The sequence below is a fragment of the Stenotrophomonas sp. GD03794 genome (assembly GCF_029842145.1).
Taxonomy (GTDB): domain Bacteria; phylum Pseudomonadota; class Gammaproteobacteria; order Xanthomonadales; family Xanthomonadaceae; genus Stenotrophomonas; species Stenotrophomonas riyadhensis.
The window spans coordinates 25,731-43,993 of record NZ_JAOCFV010000002.1; the positions used below are offsets into that span (position 1 = coordinate 25,731).

Sequence of the window (18,263 nt, forward strand, 5' to 3'; positions counted from 1 at the left end):
CGGGTGCGTTACCCCACGCCGTGCAGGTGTTCGTACAGGATCGTCGCACCGATGATCACCAGGATCACGCCACCGATGATCTCCGCACGCTTGCCGACCATGCTGCCCAGTACGCGGCCGAGCATGATGCCGACGGTGACCATGGTCAGCGTGCACAGGCCGATCACCGCAGCCATCACGCCGATATGCACGTCCATGAAGGCCAGGCCGATGCCCACCGCCATCGCGTCGATGCTGGTGGCGAAACCGGTCAGCGCCAGCTTCCAGAAGCCATGGTGCTGCGAGGGGTCTTCGTCTTCCTCGGCACTGTCCGGGCGCAGGCCGTTGTAGATCATGTGGATGCCCAGCGCGCCGAGCAGGCCGAACGCGATCCAGTGGTCGAAGGCTTCGACGTACTGGAGGGCGGCCCGACCGAGCAGCCAGCCGATGATGGGCGTGATCGCCTCGATGACGCCGAAGATGATGCCGGCACGCAGTGCGTCGCGGAAGACCGGCTTGCGCATGGCCGCACCTTTGCCGATGGCAGCGGCGAAGGCATCGGTGGACATGGCAAAGCCGATCAGGAGGATCGAAATGGGGGACATGGGCGGTGGCTGAGGTCGGGCTAGGACGGACGCACGGCCTGCGCTCGCGCCCAACCTGACGTTGCGCGCGCGGGCCGCTGGTCTCGCCAACCATCATGGTTGTCCACGCCACGGCGCACTGGCCGAGTATGTTGACGTGGACGATTCCTGCGAAGGAATCCGGCTACTCCCCAAGGGGACGCGAAGCTTAGCACCGCGATCCGCGCGTGGCGCATTTCCAGCGAAACGCGCAGGCAGGGCTGGTTTGTATAGCGATGGCTATATCGAGAGCGCAGCGGTGCCTGGTAGTGCCGGCCGCTGGCCGGCATGCGCAACGCCGAGAGCGTGCCAAGCAAGCTTGGCACCTACCAGTGCGGTTTCAGATGATGTCGCGCGTTTCAGGGGATTGCCGGCCAGCGGCCGGCACTACCTTCAGTCTTCTTCCGGCGGCAGCACGATGGCGTCGTCGTCGATCGCCAGCTTGCCGGCCATCAGCACGGCCTGGGTGCGGTTGGTCACGCCCAGCTTGCGCAGGATGGCGGTGACGTGGGCCTTGATCGTCGCTTCGGAGACGTTGAGGTCGTAGGCGATCTGCTTGTTCAAGCGGCCGGCGCCCAGCATCTGCAGCACGCGGAACTGCTGCGGGGTCAGTTCGCGCAGGCGCTGGCCGACTTCGCGTTCCTCGCGCTCGGTCGGCGGCACGTTGTGCGCTTCCGGCGGCGCCCAGGTCTCACCATCAAGGATGGTGCCCAGTGCGTGGCCGATGGTGTCCGAATCCGCAGACTTCGGAATGAAGCCCAGCGCGCCGTGGTCGAGCGCGCGGCGCATCACCGTGGCTTCTTCGCGCGCGGATACCACCACCACCGGCAGGTGCGGGTGCAGCGAGCGCATGTGCACCAGCGCGTTGAAACCCTGCGCACCGGGCATGTTGAGGTCCATCAGGACCAGGTCGGCGTCGTTGTGCTGGTCGGCCAGCGCATACAGCGCTTCCACGCTGTCGGCCTCGAACAGCTGCACGCCGGGGATGACCCGCTGCACCGCCCCACGCAGGGCTTCGCGGAACAGCGGGTGGTCATCGGCAATCAGGAGGGTGGTCATGGTCGGGGGGAACCGTGGGGGAAACTCTATGGGGCCAGAGCCCTTTCCTGGCGGAAAGGGATCTGACCCCGGGTCGTACGTCAGCGTACCTTGCGCTCGTCCACCAGCGACGCCACCACCGACGGGTCGGCCAGGGTCGAGGTGTCGCCGAGCTGGTCCGGCGCGTTCTCGGCGATCTTGCGCAGGATGCGGCGCATGATCTTGCCCGAACGGGTCTTGGGCAGGCCCGGCGCCCACTGCAGGTGGTCCGGCGTGGCGATCGGGCCGATCTCCTTGCGCACCCAGGCGACCAGTTCCTTCTGCAGTTCGTCGCTCGGTGCTTCTTCGGCCACCAGGGTGACGTAGGCGTAGATGCCCTGGCCCTTCACGTCGTGCGGGAAGCCGACCACCGCCGCTTCGGCCACCTTCGGGTGCGAGACCAGCGCGCTTTCCACTTCGGCGGTGCCGATGCGGTGGCCGGACACGTTGATCACGTCGTCGACGCGGCCGGTGATCCAGTAGTAGCCGTCTTCGTCGCGGCGGCAACCGTCGCCGGTGAAGTAGCTGCCCGGGTAGGTGCGGAAATACGTATCGATGAAGCGCTGATGGTCGCCGTACACCGTGCGCATCTGGCCCGGCCAGGAATCACGGATGATCAGGTTGCCCTCGGTCGGGCCGTCCTGGATCTCGCCATCGGCATTGACCAGCGCCGGCTGCACGCCGAAGAAGGGCAGGGTGGCCGAGCCCGGCTTGAGGTCCATCGCGCCGGCCAGCGGCGAGATCAGGATGCCGCCGGTCTCGGTCTGCCACCAGGTATCGACGATCGGGCAGCGGCTGTCGCCGACCGCTTCGTAGTACCAGCGCCAGGCTTCCGGGTTGATCGGCTCGCCGACGCTGCCGAGCAGGCGCAGCGACGCGCGCGAGGTCTTCTTCACCGGCTCCTCGCCTTCGCGCATCAGTGCACGGATGGCGGTCGGGGCGGTGTAGAAGATGGTCACCTTGTGCTTGTCGATGACGTTCCAGAAGCGCGAGGTGTCCGGATAGTTCGGCACGCCTTCGAACATCAGCGAGGTCGCGCCGTTGGCCAGCGGGCCGTACACGATGTAGCTGTGGCCGGTGACCCAGCCGACGTCGGCGGTGCACCAGTAGATGTCGTCCTCGCGCAGATCGAACACCGCTTCATGGGTGTAGGCCGCGTACAGCAGGTAGCCGCCGGTGGTGTGCAGCACGCCCTTCGGCTTGCCGGTGGAACCGGAGGTGTAGAGGATGAACAGCGGGTCTTCCGCGTTCATGCGTTCCGGTTCGCAGGTAGCCGGCTGGCTGTCCACCACATCGTGGAACCAGCGATCGCGCGGCGCCTGCATGTCCACCGCGCCACCGGTGTGGCGCACTACCAGCACGGTTTCAACCGTGTTCGTGCCGGGCAGCTTCAGCGCGGCATCGACGTTGGCCTTCAGCGGAATCTTTCGACCACCGCGCAGACCCTCGTCTGCGGTGATGATCAGCTTGCTCTGGCAGTCGCTGACGCGGTCGGCGATCGAGTTCGGTGCGAAGCCACCGAACACCACCGAGTGGATCGCACCGATGCGTGCGCAGGCCAGCATGGCCACGGCGGCGTCGACGATCATCGGCAGGTAGATGGTGACCCGATCGCCCTTCTTGACCCCGAGGTTGCGCAGCGCGTTGCCGAGGCGGCAGGTGCGCTCGTACAGCTCGCGATAGGTCACGTGCTGCGCCGGTGCGTCCGGGCCGTCCGGCTCGAACAGCAGGGCGGTCTTGTCGCCACGCTTCTCCAGCTGGCGGTCCAGGCAGTTCACGCTGGCATTGAGCTCGCCATCTTCGAACCACTTGATGTGGAAATCGGACAGGTCGTAGCTGACGTTCTTGATCTTCGTCGGCTTGCGCATCCACTCCAGGCGCTCGGCGGCCTTGCCCCAGAAACCATCCGGGTCGGTCACCGAAGCCTGGTACTGCTGTTCGTACGACGTCTTGTCGATGCGTGCCTTGGCGGCGAACTGCGGATCGACGGGGTAGATATCAGCCATGGCACCCTCACTTGCACGTTGACTTTGTATGTGCGGTCGCAGCATCGCAGCGACCGATCCCCTTCAGTTTGCCCCATCCACCCCCGGCCGCGTCACCACTCTGGTTAGACCATGGTCGAAAGTGAGCGCCCAGCAGGGCCGGGTTCGACCAATGGCGAATAGCCGCTATACATAATCGCCCCGCAGTCTCGGCTCGACCGTGCCCCACGCGCGGCATCACCTTGCCACTTGGGAGAGAGGGCAACATGAGCCACCGTACGTTGAAAGCCGTGCGCAAACCTTTGGCGGCCTGCCTGTTGGTCGCCCTGGTCGCACCGGGCATGGCGTTCGCTGAGACCGCCAAAGAGAAAGCGCTGGAAGCACGCGTTGCCGAACTGGAACGCCAGGTCCAGCTGCTGCTGTCTTCGCAGCAACAACAACAGACCCAGATCAGCCAGACCCAGCAGGCGGTGACCGAAGTCCGCACGGTGCAGGCCGAGCAGAAGCCGGTCGCCTCGGTGCCGGCGGGCAAGCAGCCGATCCAGGTCACCACCATCACCCCGGGCGCCGCGCCGGGCACCACGGTCAAGATCGGCGGCTTCATCAAGGCCGATTTCCTCGCCACCCAGACCAGCGATGGCCAGCTGGCCGACGACGCCACCGGCCGCTCGCTGTACCTGCCGGGCCAGACCCCGGTGGAAGGCGCCGGTGGCAGCGGCAAGCGCTCGGGCACCGATTTCAACGCCCACGCCAAGTTCTCGCGCTTCAACCTGGGCATCGACAACGTGAGCGAATCGGGCAACAAGGCCGGTGCGTTCTTCGAGATGGACTTCTTCGGCAACTCGCTGGGCAACCAGACCGCGACCAATACCTACGGTGTGACCCTGCGCCACGCCTACATGTACTGGAACAACTGGATGGCCGGCCAGACCTGGTCCAACTTCATGGACGCGGCCGCACTGCCGGAAGCGGTCGACTTCGTCGGCCCCACCGACGGCGTGATCTTCGTGCGCCAGGCCCAGGTGCGCTACACCCAGGGTGGCTTCAGCGTCGCGCTGGAAAACCCGGAAACCACCACCCTCACCGGTACCCGCAACCCGGTCACCGGCGCCTGGACCAACGCCAGCGCCAACTCCGATCGTGGCAGCCTGCCTGATCTGACCATGCGCTATGGCTGGAAGGGCGACTGGGGCACCTTCGGTGTCGGCGGCATCGTCCGCCAGCTGAAGGTCGACAACCAGGCCACCGGCGCCAAGGCCGACAAGGTGGCCGGCGGCCTGACCCTGGGCGGCAAGTGGGTGATGGGCGACAGCGATTCGCTGCACTACCAGCTGACCGGCGGCGAAGGCATCGCCCGCTACATCGGCCTGGGCATCACCGCCGACAGTGCCTACGACGTGGCCCGCGACGAGCTCAACCCGACCGGCGTGCTTGCCGGCTACGTGGGCTGGCGGCATGCGTTCTCGCCGAAGCTGCGCACCAACCTGATCTACGCGCGCAGCGACTACGACAACGACAGCATCCTCGGCCCGCTGGTGACCAAGAGTGTGCAGAGCATCCGCGGCAACATCTTCTATTCGCCGCTGCCCAAGGTCGATATCGGTGCGGAGCTGATGTACGGCCGTCGCGAAGTGGAGAACGGCAACAAGGGTGACATCACCCGATTGCAGTTCACCACGAAGTACAGCTTCTAAGAGCGTGCCGGCCAGCGGCCGGCACCTACCGAGATTGAGTGCCGACCAAGGTCGGCACCCACCGAGATTGAGTGCCGGCCAAGGCCAGCATCTACAGAGGGAAAACGTCCCATGTCCAGCACTGCATCAAGCCCGCACAATCCAGCGGGCACCCTGACCAAGGGCCACAAGAAAGTCATCTTCGCCTCGAGCCTCGGTACGGTCTTCGAGTGGTATGACTTCTTCCTGTATGGCTCGCTCGCCGCCATCATCGCCAAGCAGTTCTTCAGTGGCGTCAATGAAACGACGGGCATGATCTTCGCCCTGCTGGCGTTCGCTGCCGGCTTCTTCGTGCGTCCGTTCGGCGCGGCCTTCTTCGGCAGCCTCGGCGACCGCATCGGCCGCAAGTACACCTTCCTGGTCACCATCCTGATCATGGGCATCTCGACCTTCCTGGTCGGCGTGCTGCCCAACTACGCTTCGATCGGTTTCGCCGCACCGGTGATCCTGATCATCCTGCGCCTGGCCCAGGGCCTGGCGATGGGCGGCGAGTACGGCGGTGCCGCCACCTACGTGGCCGAGCACGCGCCGGACGACAAGCGCGGCCTGTACACCAGCTTCATCCAGTGCACCGCCACGCTCGGCCTGTTCATGTCGCTGCTGATCATCCTGGCCTGCCGCTACTTCCTCGGCAACGAAGCCTTCGAAGCCTGGGGCTGGCGTATTCCGTTCCTGGTCTCGATCCTGCTGCTGGGCGTGTCCGTGTGGATCCGCCTGCAGCTGAGCGAATCGCCGCTGTTCCAGCAGATGAAGTCCGAGGGCAAGGGTTCCAAGACGCCGTTCCGTGACAGCCTGAAGGGCGGCAACCTGAAGCTGATGCTGCTGGTCCTGCTCGGCGCTGCAGCCGGCCAGGCCGTGGTCTGGTACGGCGGCCAGTTCTACGCGCTGTTCTTCCTCAGCAGCATGCTGAAGGTCGATGCCACCACTTCCTACCTGCTGATCGCGGCCGCGCTGGCGCTGGGCGTGCCGTTCTTCATCTTCTTCGGCTGGCTGTCCGACCGTATCGGCCGCAAGAAGATCATCCTCGCCGGTTGCCTGCTGGCCGCCGTCACCTACATCCCGATCTTCAAGGGCCTGACCCACTTCGCCAACCCGGCCATCGAAGAAGCCCGCAGCAGCTCGCCGGCCCTGGTCGTGGCCGATCCGGCCACCTGCTCGTTCCAGTTCGATCCGGTCGGCCTGCGCAAGTTCACCAGCTCCTGCGACGTGGCCACCGCCGCGCTGACCAAGGCCGGTGTGCCGTACGACGTGCAGCCCGCCGCCGCCGGTTCGCTGGCGATGGTGAACGTGGGCAGTGCCAGCGTCACTTCGTATGAAGCCGCTGGCCTGACCAAGGAAGACGGCAAGGCCAAGGCCGATGCGTTCGGTGCGGAACTGAAGACCGCCCTGACCACCGCCGGCTACCCGGCCAAGGCCGATGGTGCACGCATCAACATCGCCGGCACCATCTTCATGCTGTGGCTGCTGGTGCTGTACGTGACCATGGTCTACGGCCCGATTGCCGCCTACCTGGTCGAACTGTTCCCGACCCGCATCCGCTACACCTCGATGTCGCTGCCGTACCACATCGGCAACGGCTGGTTCGGTGGCTTCCTGCCGGCGATCTCGTTCGCGCTGGTGGCCGGTACCGGCAACCTGTACTACGGCCTGTGGTACCCCATCATCATCGCGTTGATGTCGGTGGTGATCGGCGGCCTGTTCCTGCGCGAGACCAAGGACGTGGATATCACCAAATAACCGGCGTGCCGACCAACGGTCGGCACCCACCGGGTTTCAGGGGCCGCGGTGCAGACCGCGGCCTTTTTGTTTCCCTGTTTTTGGGGTCAGATCCCTTTCGCCTGCGAAAGGGATCTGACCCCATCGAGACGTGCTGCACCCCGTATAGTCGGCCCATGACCACCACCACGCCGGCAGACCTCCCCGCCATCCTGCACACCCTGCGCAGCGCGTGGCAGTCGCAGCGCCCGTCGCTGGACCAGCGCGAGAATGACCTGCGCCGCCTGCGCGAGGCGTTGAAGCCGCGTCTGGACGAAATGGCCCAGGCCATCGCCGAGGACTTCGGCCATCGCGCCCACGTCGAATCGAAGCTGGCCGATGGCATGAGCGTGCTGTCGGCCATCGACCACCTGCGCCGTCACCTGCGGCGCTGGTCGAAGCCGCAGCACGTCGGCGCCGGCTGGCGGCTGTGGCCGGCGCGCGCGCAACTGCGGCCGACGCCGCTGGGCGTGGTCGGGGTGATCTCGCCCTGGAACTACCCGGTCACCCTGGCACTGGTGCCGCTGGTCACCGCCATCGCCGCCGGCAACCACGTGTTACTCAAGCCCTCGGAACACACGCCGCACACCAGTGCGTTCCTGGCCGATCTGCTGGCCAGTGTGTTCCCGCCCGATCGCGTGGCGGTGGTGCAGGGTGGGGCGGATGTGGCCGCGGCGGTGTCCTCGCTGCCGCTGGACCATCTGCTGTTCACCGGCTCGACGGCGGTTGGCCGCAAGGTGATGGCGGCCGCCGCCGAGCATCTGGTGCCGGTCACGCTGGAGCTGGGCGGCAAGTCGCCGGCCATCGTCTGCCGCGATTTTCCGCTGGAGAAGGCCGCTGCGCGGCTGGCCACCGGCAAGTGGTTCAACGCAGGGCAGACCTGCATCGCGCCGGATTACGTGCTGATCGACACCGCGCGCCAGCGCGAGTTCGTCCAGGCGTTGCAGCAGCAGGTACGCGAGCGCTACGGCGATTTCAGCAGCGCCGACGACTACACGCGCATCATCAACGAAGGCCAGTACCGGCGCCTGCAGGGCTATCTGGCGCAGGCGCGCGAACGCGGCGTGCCGGTGATTCCGTTGGCGCAGGTGGATGAGGCGCGCGCCGACCGCGAGCGTCTGCTGGTGCCGACCGTGGTGCTGGACCCGCCGGACGACCTGGACCTGATGCGCGAGGAGATCTTCGGGCCTATCCTGCCGGTGCGCGCCTACCCGGACCTGGAGACGGCGCTGGCCGACGTGCTGTCCCGAGACCGCCCGCTGGCGCTGTATCCCTTCAGCCACGACACGGCGACGGTGGAGCGCATCCTCGGCCAGGTGGTGGTCGGTGGGGTGACGGTGAACGACACGCTGCTGCACTTCGCCGCCGACGGCCTGCCGTTTGGCGGGGTGGGCGCCAGCGGCATGGGTGCGTACCACGGGCGGGCCGGGTTCGATGCGATGAGCAAGCGGCTGCCGGTGCTGTGGCAGTCGCGCTGGGCCGCCAGCGATCGGCTGCGGCCGCCGTATTCGAAGATTGCGGGGTTGTTGAAGTTCCTCTTGCGGTAGTGCCGGCCGCTGGCCGGCAACTGCAGGGTCTTGCCGACGGTTCATGGGGTTGCCGGCCAGCGGCCGGCACTACCGGTAGGTGCCAACCAGCGCGGCCCCTTCCGGTGGGTGCCAACCTTGGTTGGCACGCGTGAACCCCATGTGCCAACCAAGGTTGGCGTCTACCAAACCTGGGCCGGGTAGAATGCCCCCATGAAGATCGCCTCGTGGAACGTCAATTCGCTCAATGTCCGCCTGCCGCACCTGGAGCAGTGGCTCAAGGAGTTCGGCCCGGACATCGTCGGCATCCAGGAAACCAAGCTGGAGGACCACAAGTTCCCCGATTCGGCGCTGATCGCCGCGGGCTACCGCAGCGTGTTCGCCGGCCAGAAGACCTACAATGGCGTGGCGCTGCTGTCGCGTGAGCCGGCGCAGGACGTGCAGATCGGCATTCCCGGCTTCGAGGACGAGCAGAAGCGTGTCATCGCCGGTACCTTCGGCGACCTGCGGGTGATCAACCTGTACGTGGTCAACGGCCAGGACATCGGCACCGACAAGTACGACTACAAGCTGCGCTGGCTGGAAGCGGTGCATGCCTGGATCGCGCAGGAGCTGCAGCGCCACCCGAAGCTGATCGTGATGGGTGACTTCAACATCGCCCCGGACGCGCGCGATGTGCACGACCCGGAGGTGTGGAACGACAACCACATCCTGACCTCCACTGCCGAGCGCGGCGCGCTCAACAAGCTGCTGCAGCTGGGCCTGCACGATGGCTTCCGCCTGCACAATGACGAGGCGGGCACCTTCAGCTGGTGGGATTACCGTGCCGCGGGCTTCCGCCGCAACCTGGGCCTGCGCATCGACCTGACCCTGGTCTCCGACGCGCTGAAGGGCAGCGCGGTGGCCTCGGGCATCGACCGCGAGCCGCGTACCTGGGAACGGCCGAGTGACCACGCGCCGGCATGGGTGCAGTTGGGTTGAACGAACGGGGCCCGGCGATTGCCGGGCCCGTTCTGAAACATCTGCCGGCCAGCGGCCGGCACTACCCTCAGATCACCGTATGCTCTTGCGGGTGAACAGGTTGACGATCGCCAGCAGGATCACCGCACCGATCAGCGAGAACAGGAAGGTGCGGATGGTGATCGCTTCGTTGATGCCGCCGCCGAACAGCCAGCCGGAAATCAGCGCGCCGACGATGCCGACCACGATGTTGAGGATGATGCCCTGCTGGGCATCGCGCTTCATGATGATGCTGGCCAGCCAGCCTACGATGCCGCCGACGATCAGCCAGATGATGATGCCCATGATCGAACCTCCGGTGGGGAACTGTGACCAGTTGACGCGCACGGCCGTGAACCCGTCGTGGAATTGCGTGATGGGCGCGTGCGGATGAGCCTGCCAGCCACCCTCGACGGCCCGTGGCGCTTCGGCCCGGTGACGGTCTGGCGGCGCCCACACGTGCCGGGCCAGCGCGGCGAACCGCAGGCGCGGCAGGTGCTGGCGCAGGCGCTGGGCGCCGACCCGGACACGCTGCCACTGGTACGTGATGACAAGGGCCGGCCGGAGCTGAGCGGTGCGCTGGCCCACTACGGCACCGGCTGGAGCCACAGCGGCGAGGTGCTGCTGGTGGCGCTGGGCGAAGGCGTGCGGCTGGGCGTGGATCTGGAGCTGCTGCGGCCGCGGGCCCGCCTGCTGGAGATCGTGCAGCGTTTCTTCCACCCCCAGGAAGTGGCCTGGCTGGAAAGCCTGGACGAGGCCGGGCGCGAGCACTGGTTCTTCCGCGTGTGGTGTGCCAAGGAAGCGATGCTGAAGGCGCACGGGCAGGGCATCTCGTTCGGCCTGCACCGCCTGCAGCTGGCGCCGGGGGCCGATGGCGCCCTGCACCTGCGCTGGTGCGACCCGGAACTGGGCGAAGCCGCGCGCTGGCACCTGCACGAATGGCAGGCCACCGGCCAGTTCCGTGCGGCATTGGCCTGGTATCCACACTGAAGCGGGGAATCAGCGCGCAAAACCGGCGATAATGTCGGCATGAGCGAACACCCACTTCCCGCCAGCGTGGCTGCCACGCTGGAACAGGGCCTGGCCAGCATGGGCCTGGACGCCGCGCTGGCGCCGCCGCTGCTGCGCTACCTGGCCCTGCTGCACCGCTGGAACGGCACCTACAACCTCACCGCCATCCGCGATCCGCAGGAGATGGTCACCCGCCACCTGCTCGACTCGCTGGCGATGCAGCCGTTCGTGGCTGATGGCAGCCTGGCCGATCTCGGTACCGGTCCCGGCTTGCCCGGCATCCCGCTGGCGATCGCCTGCCCGGGCCTGCAGGTCACCCTGGTGGAAAGCAACGGCAAGAAGGCGCGCTTCATGCGCGAGGCCGTGCGCCAGCTCGGCCTGGACAACGCCCGCGTGGCCGAATCGCGCGCCGAGGCGCTGGACGAGGCCGGCCGCTACGACCAGCTGACCGCGCGCGCGATGGACACCCTGGCGGGGATCGTCCGCGTCGGTGGCCACCTGCTGCGCCCCGGCGGCGTACTGCTGGCCATGAAGGGCGTCTACCCGCATGAAGAGATCGCGGACCTGCCGGATGGCTGGCAGGTGCGTGAGGTGACCCCGCTGAGCGTGCCTGGCCTGGCCGGCGAACGCCATCTGGTTACCGTTACAGGTCCCTGATTCCCGCCGCCAGCCCCTTGTGGAACAACGGGTTGGCGATTCACGATTTCCGCAAGGGGCCGGTTGTACGCATAATGACCGGTCCCAGCACACGTCGACGAGGCACACCCGCATGGCCCGCATCATCGCCATCGCCAACCAGAAGGGTGGCGTCGGCAAGACCACGACCGCCGTCAACCTGGCCGCTTCCTTGGCCAACGCACCCAAGCGCGTGCTGTTGGTCGACCTGGATTCGCAGGGCAACGCGACCATGGGCAGTGGCGTGGACAAGCGTGAGCTGGTCTCCTCCACCTACGATCTGCTGCTGGGCGAGTCCAGCGCCGTCGATGTACGCGTGCAGACCGCCGAAGGCTATGACCTGCTGCCCGGCAACATCGACCTGACCGCCGCCGAGATCCAGCTGATGGGCCAGAGCGAGCGCGAGCAGCGCCTCAAGCGCGCGCTGGCGCCGATCCGCGACGAGTACGACTACATCCTGATCGACTGCCCGCCGGCGCTGTCGCTGCTGACGCTCAACGCGCTGGCCGCCGCCGACTCGGTGATCGTGCCGATGCAGTGCGAGTACTACGCGCTGGAAGGCCTGAGCGCGCTGGTGGAGACCATCGAGGCGCTGCGCACCAGCCTGAACCCGGCGCTGGAGATCGAAGGCGTGCTGCGCACCATGTTCGATGTGCGCAACAACCTGGCCAACGCGGTCTCGGCCGAGCTCACCGAGCACTTCGGCGACCGCGTGTTCCGCACCATCGTGCCGCGCAACGTGCGCCTGGCCGAGGCGCCCAGCCATGGTCAGAGCATCGTCGGCTACGACCGCGCCTCGCGCGGTGGCGTGGCCTACCTGGGCCTGGCCGGCGAGATCATCCGCCGCAACAACGAACGCAACAAGGCCGCCAAGGCCGTGGAGACCGTCTGATGACCAGCAGCAAGCCGGCAGCCAAGAAGCGAGGCCTCGGCCGTGGCCTGGATGCCCTGCTGGGTCCCAAGGGTGCGGTCAGCCAGGTGCAGGCCACCACCGCGGTGATCGAGCCGCTGCCGGGTGAAGTGCTGCGCAAGCTGGCCGTGGGCCAGCTGCAGCCGGGCAAGTACCAGCCGCGTCGCGAGATGGACGAGGGCAAGCTCTCCGAGCTGGCCGACTCGATCAAGTCGCAGGGCGTGATCCAGCCGATCCTGGTGCGCCAGCTGCCGGCGGGCAACTACGAAATCGTTGCCGGCGAACGCCGCTGGCGCGCATCGCAGCTGGCCGGCCTGGACGAAGTGCCGGTGGTGGTGCGCGAGCTGGAAGACCGCACCGTCATCGCGATGGCGCTGATCGAGAACATCCAGCGCGAAGACCTCAACCCGCTGGAAGAAGCCGAGGCGCTGCAGCGCCTGATCAGCGAGTTCACCCTGACCCATGCCGAGGCCGCCGAGGCCGTCGGCCGCTCGCGCGCGGCGGTGTCCAACCTGCTGCGCCTGCTGGAGCTGCCGGTGGCGATCCGCCTACTGCTGGAAACCCGCCGCCTGGAAATGGGCCACGCCCGCGCGCTGCTGACCCTGGCCCCCGAGCTGGCCGGCAAGCTGGCGCAGGAAGCGGCCGATGAAGGCTGGTCGGTGCGCGAGGTCGAGCGCCGTGCGCAGGCTTTCGCTGCCGGCAAGGTGCCGAGCAACCGCCCGGTGGCCACGCCGAAGGTGCAGCAGGCCGACATCGCCTCGCTGGAAACCGAGCTGTCCGAAGCCCTGGGGGCCAAGGTGGCGATCAACCATGGTCGCGGCGGCAAGGGCAAGCTGATCATCCACTACACCGACCTGGACACCCTGGACGGCGTGCTGGAAAAGCTGCGCACGCGCCAGGGCTGAGCCCGGCGCGGTGACAGGGGGCGCGGCCCGTTCCCGCCGCGTCCTGCCGATGACAGGGAACGCACCGCCGCGCGTGCCGGGGGATGCACTGCTCTCCGGTCCGTGGCCTCATCCAGGGAGCAGGACATGAGCAACGCATTCGACGACGTCAGCCCGGGCGGCAGCCCGATCCTGGTGCACAGCCGCCAGAAGGATTTCACGCCGGCGCAGGGCGAAGAACACATCGAGGCGATCGGCGCGCACATCGAGCGCCATCTGGGCCCGGTGTCCGGTGTCTTCCACGAGATCATCTCCGACCTGGTGCACATCGACGTGCACGTGGTGCCGGCCACCGACCAGTTCCCGTATCTGCGGCTGGTGACCTCCGGCATGAGCGACCTGCCGATGACCGTGCCCGCCGAAGTGGAGGCGGACGTGCCGCGCTACATGGAGCTGATGGTGACCCTGCCGGCCGACTGGCCGATCTCGCAGGACGCCTTCGAGGACGAGCGCAACTACTGGCCGGTGCGCCTGCTGAAGGGCATGGCGCGGCTGCCGCACGAGTACGACACCTGGCTGGGCTTCGGCCACACCATTCCCAACGGCCATCCCAGCGAGCCCTATGCGCCCGGCGTGGGCTTCGACGGCGCCATCGTGCTGCCGCCGGTAACCACCCCGGAAGAATTCGCCGAGCTGGTGCTGGAAGATGGCAGGACCATCGCCTTCATGACCCTGATGCCGCTGTACCCGGAGGAGATGGACCTGAAGCTGAAAAAGGGCGCCGAGGCGCTGCTCGATCGCTTCGATGCGAAGAACATCCAGGACGTGATCGAACCCGGCCGCACCAACGTGGCCAGGAAGCGTTTCGGGCTGTTCTGAGCCCGCAGCGTATCCTCTGCACCTGTACTCATTGATTTCCAGGCAACTGCAATGACCATCCTGCTCACCGGCGCTGCCGGCTTCATCGGTGCCTACACCGCCCGCGCGCTACTGGAGGCGGGCCAGCCGGTGGTTGGCCTGGACAACTTCAACGACTACTACGACCCGCAGATCAAGCGCGACCGCGTGGCCGCGCTGTGCCCGGCGCTGGACCTGCGCACGCTGGACCTGACCGATCGCGAAGGCCTGGCCGCGCTGTTCGACGAAGTGCAGCCGACTGCGGTGATCCACCTGGCCGCACAGGCCGGCGTGCGCTACTCGCTGGAAAACCCGCATGCCTATGTCGACAGCAACCTGGTCGGCTTCGTCAACATCCTCGAGCTGTGCCGCCACCGTGGCGTGCAGCACCTGGTGTATGCGTCGAGCAGCTCGGTCTACGGTGATTCGGCCACACCGCCGTTCTCCGAGGACCAGCGCGTGGACCAGCCGCGCTCGCTGTACGCGGCTACCAAGGCGGCCAACGAGCTGATGGCCTACACCTACGCGCAGCTGTACGGCCTGCACGCCACCGGCCTGCGCTTCTTCACCGTGTATGGCCCGTGGGGCCGGCCGGACATGGCACCGCTGCTGTTCTCGCGCGCGGTGCTGGCCGGGCGGCCGATCGACGTGTTCAACGAAGGCCGCATGCAGCGCGACTTCACACATGTTTCCGACATCGTGTCGGGTATCCTCGGCGCCCTCGCGCATCCGGCCGACGGTCCGGTGCCGCACCGGGTGTTCAACCTCGGCAACCATACGCCGGTCGAGCTGGAGCGCTTCATCAGCGTGATCGAGCAGGCCGCCGGCCGCCCCGCGCAGAAGGTCTACAAGCCCATGCAGCCCGGCGACATGGTGCGCACGATGGCCGATACCCGGCGCGCCCATGACGCCTTCGGCTTCGACGCGGTGACCCCGATCGAAGAAGGGCTGCCGCCTGTCGTGCAGTGGTGCCGCGAGTATTTTGGCGACCGCGCCTGAGCCGCAATCCTCACGCGGCCGGGTTCATCTTCGGATAACCTCGGTTTCGGAGAATGCGCGGTCTTTGTCCCCCCTTGGCCGAGTGCCTTATGAGCCAACCCGAGCTTTCCGTTGTCGTCCCCGTGTTCAACGAGCGCGACAATGTCGCCCCGCTGGTCGCCGAAATCACCGCTGCGCTGCGCGGCCGGCTGCCGTTCGAGATCGTCTACATCGATGATCACTCGCGCGATGACACCCTGGCGGTGCTGCAGGGCCTGAAGGCGACCACGCCGGAACTGCGGGTCTTGCACCACGTGAACCAGAGCGGGCAGAGCACGGCGGTGCGCACCGGGGTCAAGCACGCGCGTGCACCGTGGATCGCCACCCTGGATGGCGATGGCCAGAACGATCCGGCGGATATTCCCAAGCTGCTGGTTGCGCGCGATGCCGCCGAAGCACAGGTGAAGCTGTTCGCCGGTTGGCGCGTCAACCGCCAGGACAGCGGCAGCAAGCGCTGGGCCAGCCGCTGGGCCAACGCCATCCGTGCACGCATGCTGCGCGACGATACGCCCGACACCGGCTGCGGCATCAAGCTGTTCGAGCGCAGTGCGTTCCTCGACCTGCCGTACTTCGACCACATGCATCGCTACCTGCCGGCGCTGATGCAGCGTGCCGGCTGGAAGACCACCAGCGTGCCGGTCAACCACCGCCACCGTACCTCCGGCGTCTCCAAGTACAACAACCTCGGCCGCGCGCTGGTCGGCATCCGTGACCTGCGCGGCGTGGCCTGGCTGATCACCCGCAGCAAGCGCACCGCGGTGGAAGAGCGGTGATGGGCCTGGAGCTGCACTGGCTCGACCAGCCGCTGACCTGGCTGTACTGGACCGGCCTGCATGTGACCGGCTGGAAGCTGATCGGCTATACCGGCGCGCTGATGTTTGGTGGCCGCTGGCTGGTCCAGTTCATCGCCTCCAAGCGCGCCGGCAAGCCGGTGATCCCGCGCCTGTTCTGGTACATGAGCGTGGTCGGCAGCCTGATGACGCTGAGCTACTTCCTGTTCTCGGCCAAGCAGGACTCGGTGGGCGTGCTGCAGAACCTGTTCCCGGCGTTCACCGCGCTGTACAGCCTGCAGCTGGACATCAAGCACCGGGGCTGGAAGCGGGACAAGGCCAGCCACTAGGCCGTCGGGGCCCCATCCGGTAGGTGCCGACCTTGGTCGGCGCTGGGTTTGGGGGCCAACCAAGGTTGGCCGCTACCGGAGCCCCGGTCTGCCACGCTACGGTAGATGCCGACCTTGGTCGGCGCTGGGTTTGGGGGGCCAACCAAGGTTGGCCGCTACCGGGGCTCCGGTCTGCGTTGCAGGCAGGACCTTCGTCCCATGCCATGGGCCGTGGGCGGTGCCATGATCGGGGTCTGCCTTCCCGGGAACCTGTGCTCGTGAAAACCCGTCTTGCCGTTGCCCTGCTGATCGCCCTGTCCGCCCCCGCCGTGGCCCTGGCCGCGCCGCCCGCCACCGCCGCACCGGCCAGCGTGGCCACCGAATCGCCTGCCGACGCCGCCTTCCGTGCGGTGTACGAGAAGGAATGGAAGTGGCGCCAGGAGGGCGGCGGCGAGGCCAGCGAGGACGAGGATGCCCCGGCCAATGCCACCCGCATGCCCGACGTCGGCCCGGCGGCGCAGCAGGCACGCCTGAAGGTGTGGGACGAGACCCTGGCCGCGCTGAAGAAGATCGACCCGAAGACCCTGTCGCCCGACAACCAGGTCAACTACGCGATTTACCGCGACCAGGTGTTCAACCTGGCCGAAGACGTGCGCCTGCGCGGCTACGAGATGCCGTTCAACGCCGACTCCTCGTTCTGGTCCAACCTGTCCTTCATGGCCCGGCGCGAGATGAAGACCGCGCAGGACTACCAGAACTACATCGCCCGCCTGAACGATGTGCCGCGCTACTTCGGCCAGCAGACCGAGAACATGCGCGCCGGCCTGAAGCGTGGCTTCAGCGTGCCGCGTGCCGTGCTCGATGGCCGCGAGGTGTCCATCGCCACCGTCGCCGAGCTGATGGATCCCACCGAGTCGCCGCTGTACGCACCGTTCAAGAAGCTGCCCAACAGCATCCCGGCCGCCGAGCAGGCCAGGCTGCAGGCGCAGGCGCGCGAAGCAATCAGTGGCAAGGTGGTGCCTGCGTTCCAGCAGCTGCGCACCTTCTTCGTCAGCGAGTACGTGCCGCAGGCGCGCACCACCCTGGCCGCCGAAGCGATGCCGGGCGGCAAGGCGTACTACAAGCAGCAGATCCACGAATACACCACGCTGGACCTGTCGCCGGACGAGATCCACCGCATCGGCCTGGGTGAAGTCGCGCGTATCCAGAAGGAAATGAACGACATCATCAAGCAGGTGAAGTTCAAGGGCAGCTTCGCCGAGTTCCTGACCTTCCTGCGCACCGATCCGCAGTTCTATGCCAAGACGCCGGAGGAACTGCTGTCGCGCGCGGCGTGGATCTCCAAGCGGGCCGATGGCCAGCTCGGCAAGTACATGACGCTGCCGCGCGCGCGCTTCACCATTGTGCCGGTGCCGCCGGACATCGCGCCGTTCTGGACCGCCGGCCGTGGTGGCATGGGCACCTACTGGCTCAACACCTACAACCTGCCGTCGCGCCCGCTGTACAACCTGCCGGCGCTGACCCTGCATGAATCCGATCCGGGCCACGCGCTGCAGGGTGCCATTGCCGCCGAGCAGAAGAACCTGCCCGAGTTCCGCCGCAACGCCTACATCTCCGCCTACGGCGAAGGCTGGGCGCTGTACTGCGAGAAGCTGGGCGTGGAGATGGGCATCTACGAAACCCCGTACGAGGATTTCGGCCGCCTGACCTACGAAATGTGGCGCGCTGCACGCCTGGTGATCGATACCGGCGTGCACAGCAAGGGCTGGAGCCGCGAGCAGGCGCTGGCCTACCTGCGTGACCACACCGCGCTGAGCGAGCATGAAGTGACCACCGAAGTGGACCGCTACATTTCCTGGCCGGGCCAGGCGCTGAGCTACAAGCTGGGCGAAATCGCCATCGTGCGCCTGCGCGCGCAGGCCGAGAAGGAGCTGGGCGACAAGTTCGACATCAAGGGCTTCCACGACACCCTGCTCAAGCAGGGCTCGGTGCCGCTGCCGGTGCTGGAACAGCAGATCCAGGCCTACATCGCCGAACGCAAGAAGGCCTGACCGTGCAAGGGTAGTGCCGGC

General features: G+C 67.0%; 17 protein-coding genes and 1 riboswitch. Of the genes, 13 read left to right on the forward strand and 4 right to left on the reverse strand.

The features are described from left to right. Window positions 1-8 precede the first annotated feature (8 nt). The 3 genes from N5D91_RS01590 to acs form a co-directional block, all read right to left on the reverse strand. Window positions 9-584 (reverse strand): manganese efflux pump MntP family protein, encoded by a 576-nt coding sequence (locus N5D91_RS01590; RefSeq protein WP_010482394.1) that lies wholly within the window; start codon window positions 582-584, stop codon window positions 9-11. A gap of 88 nt (window positions 585-672) precedes the next feature. Beyond that, window positions 673-762, reverse strand: a riboswitch (yybP-ykoY riboswitch). 233 nt (window positions 763-995) lie between these two features. Next, window positions 996-1,661, reverse strand: a complete 666-nt coding sequence (locus N5D91_RS01595; protein WP_005411662.1) for a response regulator transcription factor — start codon at window positions 1,659-1,661, stop codon at window positions 996-998. A gap of 80 nt (window positions 1,662-1,741) precedes the next feature. Next, window positions 1,742-3,685: an acetate--CoA ligase gene (gene acs, locus N5D91_RS01600; RefSeq protein WP_180854137.1), complete on the reverse strand. Its 1,944-nt coding sequence runs from the start codon at window positions 3,683-3,685 to the stop codon at window positions 1,742-1,744. A gap of 245 nt (window positions 3,686-3,930) precedes the next feature. On the opposite strand from acs, the gene N5D91_RS01605 reads away from it, so the two are divergent. The 4 genes from N5D91_RS01605 (at window position 3,931) to xth (ending at window position 9,659) form a co-directional block, all read left to right on the forward strand. Next, window positions 3,931-5,358, forward strand: coding sequence for a DcaP family trimeric outer membrane transporter (locus N5D91_RS01605; protein ID WP_049399159.1), 1,428 nt, complete (start codon window positions 3,931-3,933; stop codon window positions 5,356-5,358). A 111-nt stretch (window positions 5,359-5,469) separates the two neighbouring features. Next, window positions 5,470-7,134 (forward strand): MFS transporter, encoded by a 1,665-nt coding sequence (locus N5D91_RS01610; RefSeq protein ID WP_014038977.1) that lies wholly within the window; start codon window positions 5,470-5,472, stop codon window positions 7,132-7,134. Between the two features lie 155 nt (window positions 7,135-7,289). Beyond that, window positions 7,290-8,699: a coniferyl aldehyde dehydrogenase gene (locus tag N5D91_RS01615; RefSeq protein WP_180854138.1), complete on the forward strand. Its 1,410-nt coding sequence runs from the start codon at window positions 7,290-7,292 to the stop codon at window positions 8,697-8,699. A gap of 192 nt (window positions 8,700-8,891) precedes the next feature. Then, entirely contained in the window at window positions 8,892-9,659 is a 768-nt protein-coding gene (xth, locus tag N5D91_RS01620) for an exodeoxyribonuclease III (RefSeq protein WP_180854139.1), read from the forward strand. Between the two features lie 72 nt (window positions 9,660-9,731). Here the strand turns inward: xth and N5D91_RS01625 are convergent, their stop codons facing one another. Next, window positions 9,732-9,983, reverse strand: coding sequence for a GlsB/YeaQ/YmgE family stress response membrane protein (locus tag N5D91_RS01625; RefSeq protein WP_005411656.1), 252 nt, complete (start codon window positions 9,981-9,983; stop codon window positions 9,732-9,734). 84 nt (window positions 9,984-10,067) lie between these two features. On the opposite strand from N5D91_RS01625, the gene N5D91_RS01630 reads away from it, so the two are divergent. From N5D91_RS01630 to N5D91_RS01670, 9 genes are all read left to right on the forward strand, one after another. After that, window positions 10,068-10,667 (forward strand): 4'-phosphopantetheinyl transferase superfamily protein, encoded by a 600-nt coding sequence (locus tag N5D91_RS01630; protein WP_164161693.1) that lies wholly within the window; start codon window positions 10,068-10,070, stop codon window positions 10,665-10,667. Window positions 10,668-10,706: 39 nt separating this feature from the next. Further along, on the forward strand, window positions 10,707-11,345 hold the full coding sequence (gene rsmG, locus N5D91_RS01635) for a 16S rRNA (guanine(527)-N(7))-methyltransferase RsmG (RefSeq protein WP_110714179.1): 639 nt from the start codon (window positions 10,707-10,709) through the stop codon (window positions 11,343-11,345). Window positions 11,346-11,457: 112 nt separating this feature from the next. Then, window positions 11,458-12,255 carry a ParA family protein gene (locus N5D91_RS01640; protein WP_088028059.1) on the forward strand — a complete coding sequence of 266 codons (798 nt, stop codon included), beginning with the start codon at window positions 11,458-11,460 and terminating at the stop codon, window positions 12,253-12,255. Then, window positions 12,255-13,178, forward strand: coding sequence for a ParB/RepB/Spo0J family partition protein (locus tag N5D91_RS01645; RefSeq protein ID WP_008267278.1), 924 nt, complete (start codon window positions 12,255-12,257; stop codon window positions 13,176-13,178). Before N5D91_RS01640 ends, N5D91_RS01645 begins: the two co-directional genes overlap by 1 nt. 126 nt (window positions 13,179-13,304) lie before the next feature. Continuing rightward, window positions 13,305-14,036: a suppressor of fused domain protein gene (locus N5D91_RS01650; protein WP_180854140.1), complete on the forward strand. Its 732-nt coding sequence runs from the start codon at window positions 13,305-13,307 to the stop codon at window positions 14,034-14,036. 51 nt (window positions 14,037-14,087) lie between these two features. Beyond that, a complete protein-coding gene (locus N5D91_RS01655) occupies window positions 14,088-15,053 on the forward strand; it encodes an NAD-dependent epimerase/dehydratase family protein (protein WP_180847336.1) in 966 nt (321 codons plus the stop codon). Window positions 15,054-15,142: 89 nt separating this feature from the next. Beyond that, the gene (locus N5D91_RS01660; protein ID WP_180854141.1) at window positions 15,143-15,865 is read left to right on the forward strand and encodes a glycosyltransferase family 2 protein; all 723 of its coding nucleotides are present in this window, start codon (window positions 15,143-15,145) and stop codon (window positions 15,863-15,865) included. Continuing rightward, a complete protein-coding gene (locus N5D91_RS01665; protein WP_043399630.1) occupies window positions 15,865-16,212 on the forward strand; it encodes a lipid-A-disaccharide synthase N-terminal domain-containing protein in 348 nt (115 codons plus the stop codon). The genes N5D91_RS01660 and N5D91_RS01665 overlap by 1 nt, the downstream gene beginning before the upstream one ends. A 257-nt stretch (window positions 16,213-16,469) precedes the next feature. Beyond that, entirely contained in the window at window positions 16,470-18,242 is a 1,773-nt protein-coding gene (locus tag N5D91_RS01670) for a DUF885 family protein (RefSeq protein WP_110714175.1), read from the forward strand. Window positions 18,243-18,263: the final 21 nt, after the last annotated feature.